Raw genomic sequence first — 18,487 nt, forward strand, 5'->3', positions numbered from 1 at the left:
ACTGTCAGACGTCAGACGCGCCGCTTCTTGGGCGGACGGCAGCCGTTGTGAGGGATGGGCGTCACGTCGGTGATGCTGGTGATCTTGAATCCGGCATTGTTCAGCGCGCGCACGGCGGACTCGCGTCCAGGCCCAGGCCCCTTGACATTGACATCCAGGTTACGCAGACCGTATTCCTTGGCGGCCTGACCAGCCTTATCGGCCGCGACCTGCGCGGCGAACGGCGTGCTCTTGCGCGAGCCCCGAAAACCCGAGCCACCGGACGTAGCCCAAGCTAGGGCATTGCCCTGACGGTCGGTAATCGTGATGATGGTGTTGTTGAAGGAGGCGTGGACGTGGGCAACCCCGTCCGCGACCTGCTTCTTGATCTTTTTCTTCGTGTTGCGAATCGGTTTAGCCATTCGACGTTATCCAGCTCATCTGGCCGAGCGCGAGCGCTCTCAGCGTTTGATCGGGCGACGCGGTCCCTTGCGGGTCCGTGCATTGGTTCTGGTCCGCTGGCCGCGCAGCGGCAGGCCGCGACGATGACGGATACCTCGGTAGCAGCCAAGATCCATCAGCCGCTTGATATTCATCGACACTTCACGGCGCAGATCGCCTTCCACCGAGAACTTCGCGACTTCGTTGCGCAGTTTGTCGACTTCTTCCTCGGTCAGGGTTTGGACCTTGATGTCGCGCGGAATTCCCGCCGCGTCACAGATCTGACCCGCGCGAGTACGACCGATGCCATAAATCGCCGTCAACGCGATGACGGTGTGTTTCTTATCTGGGATGTTGACGCCGGCGATACGGGCCATGTTTACGAACCCCTTTGTCCTAAATGCTCAGCGGGTAAACCGCGCAGTATATCAAACGGTTTGTGCAGGTCAACCAGCGACTGAATCAGCCCTGGCGCTGCTTGTGGCGAGGATCGGAGCAAATCACCCGCACCGCCCCATTGCGCCGGATGATTCGGCAGTTTCTACACAATTTTTTGACGGATGCACGAACTTTCATAGATATCTCCTAAGGACTCGAGCGCCTCTCTCAGCGCAACATGCCGGCGCCCGGCGACTTCAGGTTGGCCTTCTTCATCAGGCCTTCGTATTGATGCGACATCAAGTGGGCCTGTACTTGCGCCATGAAGTCCATGACCACGACGACCACGATCAACAGCGAGGTGCCCCCGAAATAGAAAGGCACGTTATAACCAACGATCAAGAATTCCGGCAGCAGACAGACGGCGGTGATGTAGATGGCGCCCGCGCCCGTCAAACGAGTCATGACGCCGTCGATGTAGCGAGCCGTCTGCTCGCCAGGCCGGATACCTGGAATGAAGGCGCCGGACCGCTTGAGGTTGTCCGCCGTCTCCTTCGCGTTGAACACCAGCGCGGTATAAAAGAAACAGAAAAAGACGATGGCCGTCGCGTACAACAGCACATAGACCGGTTCGCCCGGCGACAGCTTCGAGGTGATATCGGCGATCCAGCGAAAATTCTCGCTGTTACCAAACCACTGACCGAGCGTTCCCGGGAACAAAATGATGCTTGAGGCGAAGATCGGCGGAATCACGCCCGCCATGTTGAGCTTTAACGGCAGGTGCGTACTCTGCGCCTGCATCATCTTGCGACCCTGCTGACGCCGCGCGTAGTTGACGGTGATTCGCCGCTGCCCACGCTCGACGAAGACCACGAAGGCGGTCACCGCGACCGCCATCGCCAAGAGCACCAGAACGGCGAGCGAATTCATCTCGCCGGTCCTCGCCAACTCCAGGGTTCCGCCCAGGGCGGATGGCAAACCCGCCACGATGCCCCCGAAGATGATCATGGAGATACCGTTGCCGATGCCCCGCTCGGTGATCTGTTCGCCCAGCCACATGAGGAACATGGTTCCCGTGACCAGCGACACGGTGGCCGTGAACACGAAGCCCAATCCCGAATAAGCGACCAGGGCGGAGCCGCCCGCCGTCTGCCCCTGCAGCGCCATCGAAATACCGATGGCCTGGAAGGTCGCCAGCACCAGTGTGCCGTATCGCGTGTACTGAGTGATCTTGCGCCGGCCGGACTCCCCTTCCTTCTTCAGTTGTTCCAGCTTCGGAACCACCGAGGTCATCAGCTGCACGATGATGGAAGCCGAGATGTAGGGCATGACACCGAGCGCGAACAGACTCGCCCGCTCCAGCGCCCCACCCGAGAACATGTTGAACATGTCCAGGATCGAGCCCTGATTCTGATCGAACAGGATGGCCAGCGCCTCCGGATTCACCCCCGGAACCGGTATGAAGGTGCCAATGCGGTAGACGAGCAAGGCGCCTACCAGGAAGAAGAGTCGCCGACGCAGCTCCGTCAACTGCCCCATCCCGCCGAGCGACTTACCCATGGATCCGACGTTTCTAGCCATCCGTTTCGCGCCTTTCGATTAGTCTTCGACGGTGCCGCCAGCGGCCTCGATCGCGGCGCGAGCGCCCTTGGTGACGCCCAGTCCGCGAATCGTCACGGCCTGGGTCACCTTACCCGAGGCGATGACCTTGGCCACCTTGACGCCGCGATTGAGGACACCGGCCGCCTTGAGGGTTTCCAGATCGACGATGTCGCCCTCGACCAGACGCAGTTCGCTCAGGCGCACCTCGGACTTGTCCCCGGCCTTGCGGGAGCGGAATCCAACCTTCGGCAGGCGACGCTGAAGCGGCATCTGACCGCCCTCGAAGCCGACCTTGTGGAACCCTCCGGCACGGGCCTTCTGACCCTTGTGGCCGCGGCCACAGGTCTTGCCAAGTCCGCTTCCGATACCGCGCCCGACCCGCTTGGGCGCGGTGCGACTGCCCACGGCGGGCGTTAGATCATTGAGACGCATCTCAGGATTCCTCCACGACCTTCACCATGTAGTACACGGCATTGACCATGCCGCGCGTACAGGGCGTGTCCTCGACTTCCACGACCTGGTGCATGCGTCGCAGGCCGAGGCCGCGCACGCAAGCCTTATGTTTCTCCAGGCGACCATTGAAGCTGCGCACCAGCTTCACCTTCATCATCTTTTTGTCGGACATCGCCTACCCCAGAATCTCTTCAACGGTTTTACCGCGCTTGGCGGCGATGGTCGCGGGGTCGTTCATGGCGCGCAGCCCGTTCACCGTGGCTCGCACCACGTTGATGGGGTTATTGGTCCCGATGCACTTGGCCAGAACGTTCTGCACCCCGAGCACCTCGAACACGGCGCGCATGGCGCCACCCGCGATGATGCCCGTGCCGTCCGAGGCCGGCTGCATGAAGACGTTGGCCGCTCCATGCTTGCCTTGCAGTGGGTACTGCAGGGTGGTGCCGTTGAGCTTGACCTCGATCATATTCCGGCGGGCGCTTTCCATCGCCTTCTGGATCGCGACCGGCACCTCGCGTGCCTTGCCGCGCCCGAAACCGACGCGGCCCTTGCCATCGCCCACCACCGTGAGAGCCGCGAAGCCGAACTGACGTCCGCCCTTGACCACCTTGGCGACGCGATTGACCGCCACCAGTTTTTCCAGAAGGTCGTCGCCTTCCGTCTTTTGATTGAAATTCGCCATGATCGCGCCCCTAGAATTTCAGTCCGTGCTCACGCGCCGCATCCGCGAGCGCCTTGAGACGGCCGTGATAACGGAAGCCGGAACGGTCGAACGCGACCGAGTCGACACCAGCGGCAAGGGCGCGCTCAGCGATCGCCTTGCCGATGGCGGCCGCGGCCGCCACGTTGGCCTTGTTACCCTCGATCGACTCGGAGAGGGTTTTCTCGACCGTCGAGGCGCAGGCCACGACCTTGTCTCCGGTTGGCGCGATAATTTGGGCATAGGTGTGGCGCGGGGTGCGATGCACGCACAGCCGATACACGCCAAGCTCGCGAATCTTGGCACGAGTCCGCGCCGCGCGGCGCAGACGAGCCTGTTTCTTATCCATTGCTGAGACCCCTTATTTCTTCTTCGCTTCCTTACGCAGGACGTTCTCGTCCGCGTAACGAACGCCTTTACCCTTGTAGGGCTCCGGCGGGCGGAACCCCCGGATCTCGGAGGCAACCTGGCCGACCCTTTGTTTGTCGGCGCCCGATACCACGACCTCGGTCTGACTCGGGGTCTCGATCGTGATACCCGCCGGAACTGGATAGTCGATCGGGTGCGAGAAACCCAGCGTGAGGTTCAGCACATCGCCCTTGGCCTGCGCGCGGTAGCCGACGCCAACCAGCGTCAGCTTGCGGGTAAAGCCCTGGCCGCAGCCCACCACCATGTTGTTGAGCAGAGCGCGAGTGGTTCCCGCCATGGCCCAGGCGTCCTTACGACCCTCGGCCGGCGCGACCTTGATCTCGCCGTTCTCCTCATGGACGACCACGTCGGGGTGGACGGTCCATTCCAGAGTGCCCTTGGATCCCTTGACCTTGACGTCCTGACCGGCGATTTCGACGCTGATGCCCTTAGGCAACTGGATCGGCGACTTTGCAACTCGTGACATGTTCGCTTCCCCCTTAGGCGACGTAGGCGATGATTTCGCCGCCGTGTCCCGCTTGACGGGCCGCGCGGTCGGACATCAGACCTTTCGAGGTGGAAACGATCGCGATTCCGAGCCCGGCCCAAACCTTGGGCAGCTCGTTCTTGTTGCGATAGATGCGCAGACCTGGGCGCGAGACGCGCTTCAGGAACTCGATCACGGGCTTGCCGCGATAGTACTTGAGCTTGATGACCAACTCGGGCTTGACGCCCTTGGGCTCGACCGTCGCGTCGGTAATATAGCCTTCTTCCTTGAGCAGGTTCGCGATCGCGACCTTCTGCTTGGAGGACGGCATCACGATGGTGATCTTACCGCGCTGCTGGCCGTTGCGGATGCGCGTCAGCATATCCGCAATCGGATCCGACATACTCATTGGCTTTCTCCTGGGTCAGACCGCCCTTGCGGCGCGATACCCGATAGGTTTTGATCGCGGCCCGGTCAACAATCGCCGAGCGAGCCGCATAATGCACTTTCACACGGAATAACGATATAGCCAGACTCCGGTGATTGGGGTCAGACGGCCAGCCAGCCAGCCGTGCCTGAACCACATCACCGGGCGCGGGGAAGATCGTTTCAAGGTCAGCCAGCCCGCCAGATCAGGCAGGCTACTGGTGACGGCTCGCTCGACTTACCAACTCGCCTTGACGACACCGGGGACATCCCCGCGCATCACGGCCTCGCGCAGCTTGATGCGCGAGAGACCAAACTTGCGATAGACCGCGTGCGGCCGGCCACTGACGCGGCAACGACGCTGCTGCCGGGAGGGACTCGCATCGCGCGGAAGCTTCTGCAGCTTCACCATCGCCTCGTCGATCTGCTCCGAGCTGGCGTTGCGATCGTTGATCACAGCCTTTAGGGCCGCACGCTTCACGCCGAACCGGGCCGCCGTCTGGGTGCGCTTAACGTCGCGCGCAATCATGCTCTTCTTCGCCATAGTGCTGTCTCGGGTCCGCTCTATCAGGTACGGAATGGGAAATTGAACGCCTCAAGCAGCGCGCGACCTTCCTCGTCCGTCCGCGCCGAGGTCGTGATCGTGATATCCAAGCCACGCAAGGCATCAATCTTGTCGTAATCGATCTCGGGGAACATGATCTGCTCGCGCACGCCCATCGAGTAGTTGCCGCGTCCATCGAATGCCTTCGGGCTCAGACCGCGGAAATCCCGGATGCGCGGAATCGAGACACTGATCAGGCGATCCAGGAACTCGTACATGCGCTCGCGACGCAGGGTCACCTTGCAGCCGATCGGCCAGCCTTCGCGGATCTTGAATCCCGCGACCGACTTACGGGCGAAGGTCACGATCGGCTGCTGACCGGCGATCGCGCGCAGATCGGCCACGGCGTTGTCCATCACCTTCTTGTCCGCGACGGCCTCGCCCACACCCATGTTCAGGGTGATCTTCTCGATCCGCGGCACCTGCATCACGCTCTTGAAGCCGAAGCGTTCCTTGAGCTGACCGACGATGCGCTCTTTATATTCTGTCTGTAATCTGGACATTTCGCTTCCTTCGGTCAGACGTCGACGACTTCGCCGTTCGATTTGAACACGCGAACCTTGCGACCGTCGTCGAGGGTCTTGAAGCCGACGCGATCGGCCGAACCCTTCAGAGGATTGTAGAGGGCCACGTTGGACACATGGATGGGCATCGATTTATCGACGATTCCACCCGGCTCGCCGGCCTGGGGATTCGCCTTCTGATGCTTGCGGGCGATGTTGATGTTCTCGACGACGACATGCTCGTCGTCGACCACCCGCAGCACGGTGCCGCGCTTGCCCTTGTCCTTACCGGTGATGACCATGACATCATCACCTTTCTTGATTTTTTTCATGGGATCGTCTCCTTAGAGCACTTCCGGCGCCAGCGAGATGATCTTCATGAAACGCTCGCCGCGAAGCTCGCGCGTCACGGGGCCGAAGATACGGGTGCCGATGGGTTGAAGCTGGTTGTTCAGCAGCACGGCCGCGTTACCATCGAAGCGAATCAGCGAGCCATCCGGACGGCGCACACCCTTACGGGTCCGCACCACGACCGCATTGAACACGTCGCCTTTCTTGACCTTGCCGCGCGGAATGGCATCCTTGACGGTGACCTTAATGACATCGCCGATGCCCGCGTAGCGCCGATGCGACCCGCCAAGCACTTTGATGCATTGCACACTCTTGGCGCCGCTATTGTCGGCGACGCTGAGATTGGTCTGCATCTGAATCATTGTCGTTTACCTAAAGCTCGTTGCTGATCCGGGAATGAATCCAAGTGCCGCGCGAATGACCAGACTCCTTACGCCCGCAGGCGAAGGCTGGACAGGCGAGACGGAGATTCGCCTCAGCGCGCCTTCTCGAGGATCGCGAGCAGTCGCCAGGACTTGCTCTTCGAGATCGGGCGGCACTGCTCGACACGCACCAGGTCACCCTGGGCGCAGCTATTGTCTTCATCATGCGCGTGGATCTTGGTCGAACGACGCATGAATTTCCCGTACAGCGGATGTTTCACCCGACGCTCGATGAGCACGGTGACGGTCTTGTCCATGGCGCTGCTGACGACGCGCCCTTCCAGTGTCCGGTTGGTAGTGTTGTCGTCGCTCATGATTGCCCGCTCGCCGTCATTTCCGCCATGACCGTCTTGATCCGGGCGATTTCCCGGCGCACGGCCTTCATCCGCGAGGGCTTGGACAACTGACCGGTGCCCCGCTGCATGCGCAAGTTGAACTGCTCACGAAAGAGATCCATCAATTGCTTCTGAAGCTCTTCGTTCGTGTTCTTTCTGAGTTCGTTCGCCTTCATCAGAGAATCGTCCGCTTTTCAAAGGTGGTCTGCACAGGCAGCTTCGCCGCGGCCAGCTTGAACGCCTCGCGGGCCAGTTCCTCGCTGACACCTTCGATCTCGTAGAGCACGCGGCCGGGCTGAATCAGGGCGACCCAATACTCGACATTGCCCTTGCCCTTACCCATGCGAACTTCAAGCGGCTTCTTGGAAACCGGCTTGTCCGGGAAGACGCGAATCCAGAGCTTTCCGCCACGCTTGACGCTGCGGGTGATCGCGCGGCGCGCCGCTTCGATCTGACGCGCCGTCAGACGTCCACGCTCGGTCGCCTTGAGGCCGAATTCGCCGAAGTCGACACGGTTACCGCTTTGAGCAAGGCCGCGGTTTCGCCCCTTATGTTGCTTTCTGAATTTGGTGCGTTTCGGTTGCAGCATGACTTAACCCTTCTTTCCGGCGGCCTTGGGCGCCGGTTCCTCGGGCTGCTGGTCGCCAAAAACCTCGCCCTTGAAGATCCAAACCTTGACGCCCAGGACGCCATAGGTCGTGCGCGCCTCGGCGAAACCATAGTCGATGTCCGCGCGCAGGGTGTGCAGCGGCACGCGACCCTCGCGGGCCCACTCGCTGCGAGCGATCTCGGCGCCGTTCAGGCGACCCGCGACACTCACCTTGATGCCTTCCGCCCCGAGACGCATGGTGTTCTGGATGGAACGCTTCATGGCGCGACGAAACATGATGCGACGCTCAAGCTGCTGCGCGATGCCTTCCGCCACCAGTTGGGCGTCCAACTCGGGCTTGCGGATTTCCTCGATGCTGATGTGCACCGGAATGCCCATCATCGCGGACACCTTGGCGCGCAGCTTGTCGATATCCTCGCCCTTCTTGCCGATCACCACGCCTGGACGGGCGGTGTGAATGGTGATGTGGGCGTTCTTGGCCGGGCGATTGATCTGAATCCGACTGACGGAGGCCTTCGCGAGTTCCTTGCGGAGGAAGTCGCGGACCTGGAGGTCGGTGTTGAGCAGATCCGCGTAATCCTTCGAACTCGCGTACCACTTGGATGTCCAGTCCTTGACGATGCCAAGCCGGATACCATTCGGATGAACTTTTTGTCCCATGCTGGTCCCCTGGATCCCCTAGGCTTCGGCCACAGTCAGCATGATGTGACTGGTGCGTTTCATGATGCGGTTGGCGCGACCCTTGGCGCGAGGACGAATCCGCTTCATGGTCGGACCCTCGTTCACCTGAATGGCCGCGACCTTCAATTCGTCGATATCCGCACCCTGGTTGTGCTCGGCGTTGGCGATGGCGGACTCCAGGACTTTCTTGATCAGCCCAGCACCTTTCTTGGTACTGAAGGCGAGCGTGTTAAGGGCCTCCTCGACATGCCGACCCCGAATCAGATCCGCGACCAGTCGTGCCTTTTGGGCCGAGATCCGGGCATACTTGAGTGTTGCTACGGCTTGCATCCTCGATCTCCGACTAGCGCTTCTTCGCCTTGCGATCGGCCGCGTGCCCACGATAGGTGCGGGTCATAGCGAACTCGCCCAGCTTATGGCCGATCATATTTTCATTGACGAGCACCGGCACATGCTGACGCCCGTTATGGACCGCGATGGTCAGACCAACCATCTCCGGAAACACCATGGAGCGGCGTGACCAGGTCTTGATCGGGCGCTTGCTGTTTTGGGCGACCGCCTCTTCCACCTTTTTGATGAGGTGGAGGTCTATAAAGGGTCCTTTTCTAATCGAACGTGGCACTGGCTCAACCTCGACTGGTTTACTTGCGACCGCGACGACGCACGATCATGCTGTCGGTACGCTTGTTCTTGCGCGTCTTATGGCCCTTGGTCGGCACGCCCCAAGGGGTGACAGGATGACGGCCGCCCGAGGTACGACCCTCGCCACCGCCGTGCGGGTGATCCACGGGGTTCATGACCACGCCGCGGACCGTCGGACGCACGCCGCGCCAGCGGGTGGCGCCGGCCTTGCCGAGTTTGCGCAGACTGTGTTCGTTGTTGCCGACCTCGCCGATCACGGCGCGGCAGTCGACGTGAACCTTGCGCATCTCGCCGGAGCGCAGGCGCAGGGTCGCGGTGCCGACATCGCGCGCGATCAACTGCGCCGAGGCGCCGGCCGCGCGTGCCATCTGCGCGCCCTTGCCGGGACGCATCTCGATGCAGTGCACCTGGGTGCCCACCGGGATATTGCGCAGCGGCATGCAGTTACCCACCGAAATGGGCGAAGCCTCGCCAGCCTGTACCTTATCACCGGCATGAAGGCCCTTGGGGGCGATGATATAGGCGCGCTCGCCATCGGCATATTTCAGTAACGCCAGATGAGCCGAACGGTTAGGGTCGTATTCCAGACGCTCCACGGTCGCCGGCACGCCGTCCTTGTTGCGCTTGAAGTCGATGATACGGTAACGCTGCTTATGACCGCCGCCCTGATGACGAACGGAGATTCGGCCTTGATTGTTGCGTCCACCGTGCTTGGTCTTCTTCTCGATCAAGGGGGCGTAGGGTTCGCCCTTGTGCAACTCAGGCGTCTGCACCTTGACGACGAAGCGCCGGCCAGCGGACGTCGGTTTAGTTTTTACGATTGGCATCTTGGTCTATCCGTTGCTGTCCGCCGCCGCGATCAAGCGGCGCCGCCGAAGTCGATATCTTGACCGGCCTGCAAACGCACATAGGCCTTGCGCCAGTCTTGCCGCTTACCCAGGCGCTGCCCGAAGCGTTTTTGCTTGCCCTTGACATTGAGGATCCGGACGCTATCGACCTTGACCTCGAACATCAACTCAACGGCCCGCGCGACCTCAAGCTTGTTGGCATCCGTCAGGACTCGAAACGCGACCTGATTAGCGGACTCCGCCAGACGCGAGGTCTTCTCGGAGATGATGGGCGCCAGCAGCACCTTCATCAGACGCTCATTGTTCATGCCAATCGCTCCTCCAGCTTCTTGACCGCCGCCTCTGTCGCGAGGATCGAGTCGAAGGCGATCAAGCTCACCGGATCGACTTCCTGGGCCGACAGGACGTCGACCTTCGGCAAATTACGGGCCGCCAGATACAGCGTCTCATCCAACCCATCGGTAAGAATGAGCGCCTCGGTCAACTCGTGGGACTTCAGCAGGGCGATCAGGGCCTTGGTCTTGGCCGCCTCGAGCGCCAGCTCCGGAACCACGATCAGACGCTCCGTGCGGACCAGCTCGGAGAGGATCGAGCGCACCGCGCCGCGATACATCTTGCGGTTGACCTTTTGACTGTAATCGCGAGGCTGCGCCGCGAAGGTCACGCCACCCGAGCGCCAGATCGGGCTCCGGGAAGAACCGGCGCGCGCGCGGCCGGTCCCCTTCTGGCGCCACGGCTTCGCACCGCCACCGGAAACCGCCGCGCGATTTTTCTGCGCCTTGGTGCCGGCGCGACCGCCCGCCAGATAAGCCGTCACGACCTGGTGCACCAGGCCTGGTTTGTATTCCACGCCGAAGACGGCGTCGGAAACCTGCACACTGGACGCGCCAGTGTGGTTTCGAATGGCGATCTCCATGAGTGCTCAGCCCTTGTTCTTCTGCTTCACGGAAGGCAGCACGATCAGTCGCCCACCGGTCGGTCCCGGCACGCCGCCACGGATCAACAGCAGGTTACGGTCGGTATCGACCCGCACTACCTCTAGGTTCTGCTGGCAACGATTGGCGGCACCGAGGTGACCTGCCATCTTCTTGCCCTTCCACACACGACCCGGGGTCTGGTTCTGACCGATCGAACCCGGCGCGCGGTGCGAGAGCGAGTTGCCATGCGTCCGGTCCTGGCCGGCGAAATGATATCGGCGAATGACGCCCGAGAAGCCGCGACCCTTGGTCACGCCACGCACATCCACTTTCTGGCCTGGCTCGAAAATGGAGACCGAGATCTCCTGCCCGACCTCCATATCGGCGCCTTCGTCGCCTTCCAGTCGAAATTCCCTCAGCACTTCACCCGCCTCGACACCCGCCTTGGCGTAATGACCCGCCATCGGCTTGGTCACGCGAGAAGCGCGCCGCTCGCCAAAGGCGACCTGAATGGCGCGGTAACCGTCGGTTTCGGTCGACTTGACCTGACTGACACGGTTCGGCGGCACCTCGATGACCGTGACTGGGATGCTTTCCCCCTCTTCGGTGAAGAGACGGGTCATGCCGGCCTTGCGCCCGATAACTCCGATCGACATGGTTTCGTCCTCAGCTCAGCTTGATCTGCACGTCGACGCCGGCGGCCAGATCCAATTTCATCAGTGCATCGACCGTCTTATCCGTCGGGTCGACGATATCCATCAGGCGCTTATGGGTCCGCAGCTCATACTGGTCGCGCGCATCCTTGTTGACGTGCGGCGAGATCAGCACCGTGAAGCGCTCTTTCTTGGAAGGCAGCGGCACCGGCCCACGCACCTGAGCGCCGGTGCGCTTGGCGGTGTCGACGATTTCACGCGCGGACTGATCGATCAAACGGTGATCGAACGCCTTCAGTCGGATTCGGATTCTCTGATTCGCCATATCCTTACTCGATAACCTTGGAGACCACACCCGCGCCCACGGTCCGGCCGCCTTCGCGCACCGCGAACCGCAGACCCTCTTCCATGGCGATCGGCGCGATCAGCTTGATCGTCATCTTCACATTATCGCCCGGCATGACCATCTCGATGCCCTCGGGCAGCTCGCAGGCGCCCGTGACGTCGGTGGTGCGAAAATAAAACTGGGGACGGTAGCCGTTGAAGAAGGGGGTGTGTCGTCCGCCCTCTTCCTTGCTCAGCACGTATACCTCGGCCTCGAAATGGGTGTGCGGGGTGATCGAGCCGGGCTTGGCCAGCACCTGACCACGCTCGACGTCCTCGCGCTTGGTGCCGCGCAGCAGCGCGCCGATGTTGTCGCCCGCCTGACCCTGATCGAGCAGCTTGCGGAACATCTCGACGCCGGTGCAGATCGTCTTGACCGTGTCCTTGATCCCGATGATGGCGACTTCCTCGCCGACCTTGACGATGCCGCGCTCGACGCGACCCGTGACCACGGTGCCACGCCCGGAGATCGAGAACACGTCCTCGATCGGCATCAGGAAGGCGCCGTCGATGGCCCGAACCGGCTCGGGGATGTAGCTGTCGATGGCGTCCATCAGGCGGTCGATCGACTGGGTGCCGATCTCGGAGTCGACACCTTCCAGCGCGACCTTGGCCGAGCCGGTGACGATCGGGGTGTCGTCGCCCGGGAAGTCGTAGCTGGAGAGCAACTCGCGCACTTCCATCTCGACCAGTTCGAGCAGCTCGGCGTCGTCGACCATGTCGGCCTTGTTCAGATAGACGACGATGTAGGGCACGCCGACCTGACGCGAGAGCAGGATGTGCTCGCGGGTCTGGGGCATCGGGCCGTCGGCGGCGGATACCACCAAAATGGCTCCGTCCATCTGCGCCGCGCCGGTGATCATGTTCTTGACGTAGTCGGCGTGTCCAGGGCAGTCGACGTGGGCGTAGTGACGCTTGGTGGACTCGTACTCGACGTGCGCGGTGGCGATGGTGATGCCGCGCTCGCGCTCCTCGGGGGCGTTGTCGATCTGGTCGTACGCCCGCGCTACCCCACCAAACTTCTTCGCCTGATGCGTGGTGATCGCCGCCGTCAGCGTGGTCTTGCCGTGGTCGACGTGGCCAATCGTGCCGACGTTGACGTGTGGCTTGCTACGTTGGAACTTTTCTTTGGACATCCCGCTCTACCCTTGATTCATTACTGTTTCTTGGAGACCGCGTCGGCAATGCTGGCGGGCACCTCGTTGTACTTGCTGAATTCCATGCTGTAGGTCGCGCGACCCTGGGTCGCAGAGCGCAGATCGGTCGAGTAACCGAACATCTCCGACAGCGGAACCTCGGCACGGATGATCTTGCCCGAGGGCGCATCCTCCATCCCATGGATCATGCCGCGTCGGCTGTTCAGGTCGCCCATGACATCGCCCATGTTCACCTCGGGCGTCACGACCTCGACCTTCATGATGGGCTCCAGCAAGACCGGCTTGGCCTTGGCCGCCGCCTCCTTGATCGCCATGGAACCGGCGATCTTGAACGCCATTTCGCTCGAGTCGACCTCGTGGTAGGAGCCGTCGTAGAGCGTGACCTTGATATCCACCATCGGAAAACCGGCCAGGATGCCGTTTTTCATGGCCTCCTGAATGCCCTTGTCAACCGCCGGGATGTACTCCTTAGGCACGGTACCACCGACGATCCCGTTGACGAACTCGTAACCACCGCCCGCTTCCTGCGGCTCGACCTTGATGTAGACATGACCGTACTGACCGCGACCACCGGACTGGCGGGCGAACTTGGTCTCCTGCTGCACGGTCGAGCGAATGGTCTCGCGGTAGCTGACCTGCGGCGCGCCGACATTGGCCTCGACCTTGAACTCGCGCCGCATGCGGTCGACGATGATCTCCAGATGCAGCTCGCCCATGCCCGAAATGATGGTCTGCCCGGACTCTTCGTCGGTATGCACGCGGAAGGAGGGATCCTCCTGGGCGAGCTTCGACAGGGCGATGCCCATCTTCTCTTGGTCGCTCTTGGTCTTGGGTTCGACCGCCACCGAGATGACCGGCTCGGGAAACTCCATCCGCTCCAGCGTGATGATGTTGTTCAGCGCGCAGAGTGTGTCACCCGTGGTGACATCCTTCAGGCCAACGGCGGCGGCGATATCGCCAGCGTGGACTTCCTTGATTTCCTGGCGCTCGTTGGCGTGCATCTGCAGGATGCGCCCGATGCGCTCCTTGCGGCATTTCACCGGGTTGTAGAGGGTGTCACCGGACTTGAGAACGCCCGAGTAGACCCGGAAGAACGTCAGGGTACCCACGAAGGGATCGGTGGCGATCTTGAACGCGAGCGCCGCGAAGGGCTCCTCGTCCGACGCCTGGCGCTCCGCCTCGGTCTCGTCCTTGTCATCCAGGATGCCCCGGATCGCCGGCACGTCCAGCGGGGACGGCATGTAATCCAGCGCGGCGTCCAGCATGGCCTGCACGCCCTTGTTCTTGAAGGCGGAGCCACACATCATGGGAACGATCTCGCTCTTGAGGGTGCGAGCGCGCAGACCGGCCTTGATCTCCTCCTCGGTCAGCGCCTGACCCTCGAGGTACTTCTCCATCAGCTCTTCGCTGGCCTCGGCCGCCGCCTCCACCATCTTCTCGCGCCATTCCGCGCAGACGTCGGCGAGCTCTTCCGGGATATCCCGCAGCTCGAATTCCATGCCGCGCGAAGCCTCGTCCCAGTAGACCGCCTGCATCCGGACCAGGTCGATGACGCCCTTGAAGTCTTCCTCGGCGCCGATCGGAACCTGAATCGGAACGGCATTGCCGCCGAGACGATCCTTGACCTGCTGCACGACACGAAAGAAATTCGCACCCATGCGGTCCATCTTGTTGACGAACGCAATGCGAGGGACACCGTATTTATCGGCCTGACGCCAAACGGTCTCGGACTGAGGCTCGACGCCGCCGACCGCGCAGAAAACCGCGCAGGCGCCGTCGAGCACCCGCAGCGAACGCTCGACCTCAATGGTGAAGTCGACGTGCCCGGGGGTGTCGATGATATTGATGCGATGCTCGGGGCGATCCCGACCCATGCCTTTCCAGAAGCAGGTGGTCGCCGCGGAAGTGATGGTGATTCCGCGCTCTTGTTCCTGCTCCATCCAATCCATGGTGGCGGCGCCGTCGTGCACTTCGCCGATCTTGTGCGAGACACCCGTATAGAACAGGATGCGCTCCGTGGTAGTGGTCTTCCCCGCATCAATATGCGCCATGATGCCAAGGTTGCGATACCGCTCAATGGGTGTGCTACGTGCCACGACTGAATCCGCCCTGATGAATCCTAAAGAACTCTAAAACAAACGCTACCAGCGGTAATGCGAAAAGGCTTTATTGGCCTCCGCCATGCGGTGCGTATCTTCTTTCTTCTTGACGGCCGAGCCGCGAGAATCCGCCGCGTCCATCAGCTCGCCCGCGAGACGCTGCGCCATCGATTTTTCCGAACGCTTGCGCGCGGCATCGATGAGCCAACGCATGGCCAGCGAATTGCGACGGGTCGGCCTCACCTCGACCGGAACCTGATAGGTCGCGCCGCCGACTCGACGGGACTTGACCTCGACCATGGGCCGCACGTTCTCCATCGCCTGCTCAAGCAGCTCGATCGGCCGACTGTTTTTCTTTTCGGCGACCTGATCCAGGGCCTTGTAGATGATCCGCTCAGCCACGGATTTCTTACCATCTTCCATCATCATGTTGATGAACTTGGTCAACAACTCACTTCCGTGCTTGGGATCCGGAAGGATCTGACGACGGGCGGCAACGCGTCTTCTCGGCATAATCTATAAGGCTCCGACCTTAGTCGTTGAACTGGCTCGCGGCGGGCAATCGTTCAGCGCGCGACTATTTCTTTGGGCGCTTGGCGCCGTACTTGGAACGACCCTGGCGCCGCTTCTCGACACCCGAGGTGTCCAGCGTGCCGCGCACGGTGTGGTAACGCACACCAGGCAAGTCCTTGACACGTCCGCCGCGAATCAGCACCACGGAGTGTTCCTGAAGGTTGTGTCCCTCGCCACCGATGTAGGAGGCCACCTCGAACCCATTGGTCAGACGCACGCGAGCCACCTTGCGAAGCGCCGAGTTCGGCTTCTTCGGCGTGGTGGTATAGACGCGCGTACAGACACCGCGACGCTGCGGGCAGGCCTCGAGGGCGGGCACATTGGATTTCGCCAGGTTCCGCTTACGAGGCTTCCGGACGAGTTGGTTGATCGTTGCCATTGCGATGAATCTCCAGCGGCGCCCTCGCGCCATGAACTCTTGGAGTCAAACGACGCCTGTACGCAACCAGCCAGCGAAAACGACCTCGCCAGCCTGCACGCATGAACGCGAACGTCTGCTCGGGGACCAGGCGGGCTTGCCCAGACCAGGGAACCGGATAAAAATGAAACTAGCCGGCGGATCGCCGGCTAGCTGAGACAGAGCAGTATAGGGAGGGGGGTCTATTCTGTCAACCACCCCCGTTGACTTCTCACGGACATGCCCCTACCACAGCCGCGCCTCATTGCGCGTCCGAGGTATTGAGCGCCTTCTTCAGCGCCTCCTCGAGATCCTCGGTCGCCATCTCGACCTTGCTCCCGACCTGCAAGTCCATCGACCGCTGGAGTCGACGCGCCTGATGATACGCCAACCCCGTACCGGCCGGGATGAGGCGACCCACGATGACGTTTTCCTTGAGTCCGGCCAGGCGATCGGTGGATCCGCGCACGGCGGCCTCCGTCAGAACGCGCGTGGTCTCCTGGAAGGAGGCGGCCGAGATGAAGGATTCGGTCGCCAGCGACGCCTTGGTGATACCCAGCAGCAGGGGTTCATGGAGCGCCGGCTGCTTACCCTCGGCCATGACGCGCTTGTTCTCGTCGAGCAGATGGGCATGCTCCACCTGCTCGCCGCGCAGCAGCCGGGTATCGCCAGTCGCGGTGACCTCGACCTTGCGCAGCATCTGGCGCACGATGACCTCGATGTGCTTGTCGTTGATCTTCACGCCCTGCAGCCGGTAGACGTCCTGGATCTCCTTGACCAGATACTCGGCCAGCGCCGTCACCCCCTTCAGACGCAGGATGTCGTGCGAGGCCAGCTCGCCATCGGCGATGACCTCGCCGCGCTCCACGCGCTCGCCCTCGAACACGTTGACGTGACGCCACTTGGGAATCAGTTCCTCGACCGTCTCGCCGTCGTCCATGGTGATGATGAGACGCTGCTTGCCCTTGGTGTCCTTGCCGAAACCGATGGTACCGCTGGCCTCGGCGAGCAGGGCCGGCTCCTTCGGCTTGCGCGCCTCGAAGAGGTCGGCCACCCGCGGCAGACCGCCGGTGATGTCGCGCGTCTTACTGGACTCCTGCGGGATACGCGCCAGGATGTCGCCGACCCCGACGTTGGCGCCATTGGCGACGCTGACGATGGCGCCCGAGGACAGGGCATAGCGGGCCGGGAGATCGGTGCCCGCGATGTTCAGCTCGTTGCCGTTCTCGTCGAGCAGCTTGACCATCGGCCGCAGATCCTTGCCCACGGAGGGACGCTGCTTGGGATCGATGACCACCAGCGAGGTCAGGCCGGTCACGTCGTCGACCTGCCCCTGGACCGTCACGCCCTCGATGAAGTCCTCGAACTCCAGCTTACCGGCCACCTCGGTGACCACCGGATGGGTGTGCGGATCCCAGCTCGCGACCACGTCGCCCGGCTTGACGTTGTCGCCATCGGCGACCCGCAGGGTCGCGCCGTAGGGAACCTTGTAGCGCTCCTTCTCCATGCCGCGGTCGTCGACGACGGTCAATTCGCCCGAACGCGAGACCGCCACCAGATTGCCCGAGTGATGCCGGACGGTCTTGATGTTGTGCAGTCGGGCCGAGCCGAGATTCTTGATCTCGATGCTGTTGACGGCCGCGGCCCGCGAGGCGGCGCCACCGATGTGGAAGGTCCGCATGGTGAGCTGGGTCCCCGGCTCGCCGATCGACTGGGCGGCGATGACGCCGACCGCCTCGCCCATGTTGACTCGATGTCCACGCGCCAGGTCACGACCATAGCACTGGGCGCAGACGCCCAAGCGGGACTCGCAGGTAATGGGCGAACGCACGCGCACCTGGTCGATACCGACCTCCTCGAAGCGATCGACCCAGGCCTCGTCGAGCAGGGTGCCGGCCGGGCAGACCAGCTCCGGGTTATCGGCGCCCGGCCGGTAGACGTCCACCGCGGCGACACGCCCCAGGATTCGCTCGCGCAGCGGCTCGACCACGTCGCCGCCCTCGATGATCGGTGCCATGAGCAGACCGTTCTCGGTCCCGCAATCGGGCTCGAGCACCACCATGTCCTGCGCGACGTCGACCAGCCGGCGGGTCAGATACCCCGAGTTGGCGGTTTTGAGCGCCGTGTCGGCGAGACCCTTGCGAGCGCCGTGGGTCGAGATGAAGTACTGAATGACGTTCAGACCCTCGCGGAAATTCGCGGTGATCGGCGTCTCGATGATGGAGCCGTCCGGCTTGGCCATGAGACCGCGCATACCGGCGAGCTGACGGATCTGCTGGGCGGAACCGCGCGCGCCGGAGTTGGCCATCATATAGATGGAGTTGAAGGAGTCCTGTTTGCGCTCGGTGGAGACACGCACCTTCGAATCCTTGAGGCTGCTGGCCATGCGCTCCCTGGCGTCGGGCGTCTTGATCCGTTCGGGATCGACGCGACCGGT

General features: G+C 62.2%; 29 protein-coding genes and 1 pseudogene. All 30 read right to left on the reverse strand.

Annotated elements, in window-relative coordinates; all coding sequences use genetic code 11:
* Positions 1–11: 11 nt before the first annotated feature.
* Positions 12–401 carry a 30S ribosomal protein S11 gene (rpsK, locus tag CKO27_RS01290; protein ID WP_012971529.1) on the reverse strand — a complete coding sequence of 130 codons (390 nt, stop codon included), beginning with the start codon at positions 399–401 and terminating at the stop codon, positions 12–14.
* Positions 402–440: 39 nt separating this feature from the next.
* On the reverse strand, positions 441–797 hold the full coding sequence (gene rpsM, locus CKO27_RS01295; RefSeq protein ID WP_200373003.1) for a 30S ribosomal protein S13: 357 nt from the start codon (positions 795–797) through the stop codon (positions 441–443).
* Between the two features lie 85 nt (positions 798–882).
* Entirely contained in the window at positions 883–996 is a 114-nt protein-coding gene (rpmJ, locus tag CKO27_RS01300) for a 50S ribosomal protein L36 (protein ID WP_200329247.1), read from the reverse strand.
* Positions 997–1,026: 30 nt separating this feature from the next.
* Positions 1,027–2,379, reverse strand: coding sequence for a preprotein translocase subunit SecY (gene secY, locus CKO27_RS01305; protein ID WP_200373005.1), 1,353 nt, complete (start codon positions 2,377–2,379; stop codon positions 1,027–1,029).
* Between the two features lie 18 nt (positions 2,380–2,397).
* Positions 2,398–2,832, reverse strand: coding sequence for a 50S ribosomal protein L15 (gene rplO, locus CKO27_RS01310; RefSeq protein ID WP_200373007.1), 435 nt, complete (start codon positions 2,830–2,832; stop codon positions 2,398–2,400).
* A gap of 1 nt (position 2,833) precedes the next feature.
* Positions 2,834–3,025 carry a 50S ribosomal protein L30 gene (rpmD, locus tag CKO27_RS01315; RefSeq protein ID WP_200373009.1) on the reverse strand — a complete coding sequence of 64 codons (192 nt, stop codon included), beginning with the start codon at positions 3,023–3,025 and terminating at the stop codon, positions 2,834–2,836.
* A gap of 3 nt (positions 3,026–3,028) precedes the next feature.
* A complete protein-coding gene (gene rpsE / locus CKO27_RS01320; RefSeq protein ID WP_200373011.1) occupies positions 3,029–3,535 on the reverse strand; it encodes a 30S ribosomal protein S5 in 507 nt (168 codons plus the stop codon).
* 10 nt (positions 3,536–3,545) lie between these two features.
* Positions 3,546–3,902 carry a 50S ribosomal protein L18 gene (rplR, locus tag CKO27_RS01325; protein ID WP_200373013.1) on the reverse strand — a complete coding sequence of 119 codons (357 nt, stop codon included), beginning with the start codon at positions 3,900–3,902 and terminating at the stop codon, positions 3,546–3,548.
* Positions 3,903–3,914: 12 nt separating this feature from the next.
* Positions 3,915–4,448 carry a 50S ribosomal protein L6 gene (gene rplF, locus CKO27_RS01330; protein WP_200373015.1) on the reverse strand — a complete coding sequence of 178 codons (534 nt, stop codon included), beginning with the start codon at positions 4,446–4,448 and terminating at the stop codon, positions 3,915–3,917.
* A gap of 13 nt (positions 4,449–4,461) precedes the next feature.
* Positions 4,462–4,857, reverse strand: coding sequence for a 30S ribosomal protein S8 (gene rpsH, locus CKO27_RS01335; RefSeq protein WP_200373017.1), 396 nt, complete (start codon positions 4,855–4,857; stop codon positions 4,462–4,464).
* A 255-nt stretch (positions 4,858–5,112) separates the two neighbouring features.
* A complete protein-coding gene (gene rpsN, locus CKO27_RS01340; RefSeq protein ID WP_200373019.1) occupies positions 5,113–5,418 on the reverse strand; it encodes a 30S ribosomal protein S14 in 306 nt (101 codons plus the stop codon).
* Between the two features lie 23 nt (positions 5,419–5,441).
* On the reverse strand, positions 5,442–5,981 hold the full coding sequence (gene rplE / locus CKO27_RS01345) for a 50S ribosomal protein L5 (RefSeq protein ID WP_200373021.1): 540 nt from the start codon (positions 5,979–5,981) through the stop codon (positions 5,442–5,444).
* Positions 5,982–5,995: 14 nt separating this feature from the next.
* On the reverse strand, positions 5,996–6,313 hold the full coding sequence (gene rplX / locus CKO27_RS01350; protein ID WP_200373023.1) for a 50S ribosomal protein L24: 318 nt from the start codon (positions 6,311–6,313) through the stop codon (positions 5,996–5,998).
* Between the two features lie 12 nt (positions 6,314–6,325).
* Positions 6,326–6,694 carry a 50S ribosomal protein L14 gene (rplN, locus tag CKO27_RS01355; protein WP_200373025.1) on the reverse strand — a complete coding sequence of 123 codons (369 nt, stop codon included), beginning with the start codon at positions 6,692–6,694 and terminating at the stop codon, positions 6,326–6,328.
* Positions 6,695–6,807: 113 nt separating this feature from the next.
* Positions 6,808–7,068: a 30S ribosomal protein S17 gene (rpsQ, locus tag CKO27_RS01360; protein ID WP_200373027.1), complete on the reverse strand. Its 261-nt coding sequence runs from the start codon at positions 7,066–7,068 to the stop codon at positions 6,808–6,810.
* Entirely contained in the window at positions 7,065–7,265 is a 201-nt protein-coding gene (gene rpmC / locus CKO27_RS01365; RefSeq protein WP_200373029.1) for a 50S ribosomal protein L29, read from the reverse strand. The genes rpsQ and rpmC overlap by 4 nt, the downstream gene beginning before the upstream one ends.
* The gene (rplP, locus tag CKO27_RS01370; protein WP_200373031.1) at positions 7,265–7,678 is read right to left on the reverse strand and encodes a 50S ribosomal protein L16; all 414 of its coding nucleotides are present in this window, start codon (positions 7,676–7,678) and stop codon (positions 7,265–7,267) included. The genes rpmC and rplP overlap by 1 nt, the downstream gene beginning before the upstream one ends.
* Positions 7,679–7,681: 3 nt before the next feature.
* Complete coding sequence (rpsC, locus tag CKO27_RS01375; RefSeq protein WP_200373033.1) at positions 7,682–8,359, reverse strand: 30S ribosomal protein S3; 678 nt, start codon at positions 8,357–8,359, stop codon at positions 7,682–7,684.
* An 18-nt stretch (positions 8,360–8,377) separates the two neighbouring features.
* Positions 8,378–8,710: a 50S ribosomal protein L22 gene (gene rplV / locus CKO27_RS01380; protein WP_200373035.1), complete on the reverse strand. Its 333-nt coding sequence runs from the start codon at positions 8,708–8,710 to the stop codon at positions 8,378–8,380.
* Between the two features lie 13 nt (positions 8,711–8,723).
* A complete protein-coding gene (rpsS, locus tag CKO27_RS01385) occupies positions 8,724–9,002 on the reverse strand; it encodes a 30S ribosomal protein S19 (protein ID WP_200373037.1) in 279 nt (92 codons plus the stop codon).
* Between the two features lie 19 nt (positions 9,003–9,021).
* Positions 9,022–9,849: a 50S ribosomal protein L2 gene (gene rplB, locus CKO27_RS01390; protein WP_200373040.1), complete on the reverse strand. Its 828-nt coding sequence runs from the start codon at positions 9,847–9,849 to the stop codon at positions 9,022–9,024.
* Positions 9,850–9,881: 32 nt separating this feature from the next.
* Positions 9,882–10,178 carry a 50S ribosomal protein L23 gene (rplW, locus tag CKO27_RS01395; RefSeq protein ID WP_200373042.1) on the reverse strand — a complete coding sequence of 99 codons (297 nt, stop codon included), beginning with the start codon at positions 10,176–10,178 and terminating at the stop codon, positions 9,882–9,884.
* Complete coding sequence (gene rplD / locus CKO27_RS01400) at positions 10,175–10,786, reverse strand: 50S ribosomal protein L4 (protein WP_200373043.1); 612 nt, start codon at positions 10,784–10,786, stop codon at positions 10,175–10,177. Before rplD ends, rplW begins: the two co-directional genes overlap by 4 nt.
* Positions 10,787–10,792: 6 nt before the next feature.
* Positions 10,793–11,443 carry a 50S ribosomal protein L3 gene (gene rplC / locus CKO27_RS01405; RefSeq protein ID WP_200373045.1) on the reverse strand — a complete coding sequence of 217 codons (651 nt, stop codon included), beginning with the start codon at positions 11,441–11,443 and terminating at the stop codon, positions 10,793–10,795.
* Positions 11,444–11,453: 10 nt separating this feature from the next.
* A complete protein-coding gene (gene rpsJ / locus CKO27_RS01410; RefSeq protein ID WP_200373047.1) occupies positions 11,454–11,765 on the reverse strand; it encodes a 30S ribosomal protein S10 in 312 nt (103 codons plus the stop codon).
* A gap of 4 nt (positions 11,766–11,769) precedes the next feature.
* Positions 11,770–12,960, reverse strand: coding sequence for an elongation factor Tu (tuf, locus tag CKO27_RS01415; protein WP_200373049.1), 1,191 nt, complete (start codon positions 12,958–12,960; stop codon positions 11,770–11,772).
* A 20-nt stretch (positions 12,961–12,980) separates the two neighbouring features.
* A complete protein-coding gene (gene fusA, locus CKO27_RS01420) occupies positions 12,981–15,077 on the reverse strand; it encodes an elongation factor G (RefSeq protein ID WP_200373051.1) in 2,097 nt (698 codons plus the stop codon).
* A 45-nt stretch (positions 15,078–15,122) separates the two neighbouring features.
* On the reverse strand, positions 15,123–15,593 hold the full coding sequence (rpsG, locus tag CKO27_RS01425) for a 30S ribosomal protein S7 (RefSeq protein WP_200373053.1): 471 nt from the start codon (positions 15,591–15,593) through the stop codon (positions 15,123–15,125).
* 64 nt (positions 15,594–15,657) lie between these two features.
* Positions 15,658–16,032 (reverse strand): 30S ribosomal protein S12, encoded by a 375-nt coding sequence (rpsL, locus tag CKO27_RS01430; RefSeq protein ID WP_200373055.1) that lies wholly within the window; start codon positions 16,030–16,032, stop codon positions 15,658–15,660.
* Positions 16,033–16,312: 280 nt separating this feature from the next.
* Positions 16,313–18,472 (reverse strand): annotated as a pseudogene (locus CKO27_RS25115) (DNA-directed RNA polymerase subunit beta'); the annotation flags it as partial.
* Positions 18,473–18,487: the final 15 nt, after the last annotated feature.

Source organism: Thiocystis violacea (assembly GCF_016583575.1).
GTDB classification, from domain to species: Bacteria; Pseudomonadota; Gammaproteobacteria; order Chromatiales; family Chromatiaceae; genus Thiocystis; species Thiocystis violacea.

Bases quoted from the DNA above. Each gene is read 5' to 3' on its own strand.
- rplV (WP_200373035.1), bottom strand. From the start codon at position 8,710: ATGCAAGCCGTAGCAACACTCAAGTATGCCCGGATCTCGGCCCAAAAG.
- rplC (WP_200373045.1), bottom strand. From the start codon at position 11,443: ATGTCGATCGGAGTTATCGGGCGCAAGGCCGGCATGACCCGTCTCTTC.
- tuf (WP_200373049.1), bottom strand. From the start codon at position 12,960: ATGTCCAAAGAAAAGTTCCAACGTAGCAAGCCACACGTCAACGTCGGC.
- rpsC (WP_200373033.1), bottom strand. From the start codon at position 8,359: ATGGGACAAAAAGTTCATCCGAATGGTATCCGGCTTGGCATCGTCAAG.
- rplF (WP_200373015.1), bottom strand. From the start codon at position 4,448: ATGTCACGAGTTGCAAAGTCGCCGATCCAGTTGCCTAAGGGCATCAGC.
- rpsK (WP_012971529.1), bottom strand. From the start codon at position 401: ATGGCTAAACCGATTCGCAACACGAAGAAAAAGATCAAGAAGCAGGTC.
- rpmC (WP_200373029.1), bottom strand. From the start codon at position 7,265: ATGAAGGCGAACGAACTCAGAAAGAACACGAACGAAGAGCTTCAGAAG.
- rplR (WP_200373013.1), bottom strand. From the start codon at position 3,902: ATGGATAAGAAACAGGCTCGTCTGCGCCGCGCGGCGCGGACTCGTGCC.
- rpsJ (WP_200373047.1), bottom strand. From the start codon at position 11,765: ATGGCGAATCAGAGAATCCGAATCCGACTGAAGGCGTTCGATCACCGT.
- rpsE (WP_200373011.1), bottom strand. From the start codon at position 3,535: ATGGCGAATTTCAATCAAAAGACGGAAGGCGACGACCTTCTGGAAAAA.
- rplE (WP_200373021.1), bottom strand. From the start codon at position 5,981: ATGTCCAGATTACAGACAGAATATAAAGAGCGCATCGTCGGTCAGCTC.
- secY (WP_200373005.1), bottom strand. From the start codon at position 2,379: ATGGCTAGAAACGTCGGATCCATGGGTAAGTCGCTCGGCGGGATGGGG.
- rpsM (WP_200373003.1), bottom strand. From the start codon at position 797: ATGGCCCGTATCGCCGGCGTCAACATCCCAGATAAGAAACACACCGTC.
- rplW (WP_200373042.1), bottom strand. From the start codon at position 10,178: ATGAACAATGAGCGTCTGATGAAGGTGCTGCTGGCGCCCATCATCTCC.
- rpmD (WP_200373009.1), bottom strand. From the start codon at position 3,025: ATGTCCGACAAAAAGATGATGAAGGTGAAGCTGGTGCGCAGCTTCAAT.
- rplX (WP_200373023.1), bottom strand. From the start codon at position 6,313: ATGAAAAAAATCAAGAAAGGTGATGATGTCATGGTCATCACCGGTAAG.
- rplP (WP_200373031.1), bottom strand. From the start codon at position 7,678: ATGCTGCAACCGAAACGCACCAAATTCAGAAAGCAACATAAGGGGCGA.
- rpsG (WP_200373053.1), bottom strand. From the start codon at position 15,593: ATGCCGAGAAGACGCGTTGCCGCCCGTCGTCAGATCCTTCCGGATCCC.
- rpsH (WP_200373017.1), bottom strand. From the start codon at position 4,857: ATGAGTATGTCGGATCCGATTGCGGATATGCTGACGCGCATCCGCAAC.
- rpsL (WP_200373055.1), bottom strand. From the start codon at position 16,032: ATGGCAACGATCAACCAACTCGTCCGGAAGCCTCGTAAGCGGAACCTG.
- rpsQ (WP_200373027.1), bottom strand. From the start codon at position 7,068: ATGAGCGACGACAACACTACCAACCGGACACTGGAAGGGCGCGTCGTC.
- rplD (WP_200373043.1), bottom strand. From the start codon at position 10,786: ATGGAGATCGCCATTCGAAACCACACTGGCGCGTCCAGTGTGCAGGTT.
- rpmJ (WP_200329247.1), bottom strand. From the start codon at position 996: ATGAAAGTTCGTGCATCCGTCAAAAAATTGTGTAGAAACTGCCGAATC.
- rplO (WP_200373007.1), bottom strand. From the start codon at position 2,832: ATGCGTCTCAATGATCTAACGCCCGCCGTGGGCAGTCGCACCGCGCCC.
- rplB (WP_200373040.1), bottom strand. From the start codon at position 9,849: ATGCCAATCGTAAAAACTAAACCGACGTCCGCTGGCCGGCGCTTCGTC.
- rplN (WP_200373025.1), bottom strand. From the start codon at position 6,694: ATGATTCAGATGCAGACCAATCTCAGCGTCGCCGACAATAGCGGCGCC.
- rpsN (WP_200373019.1), bottom strand. From the start codon at position 5,418: ATGGCGAAGAAGAGCATGATTGCGCGCGACGTTAAGCGCACCCAGACG.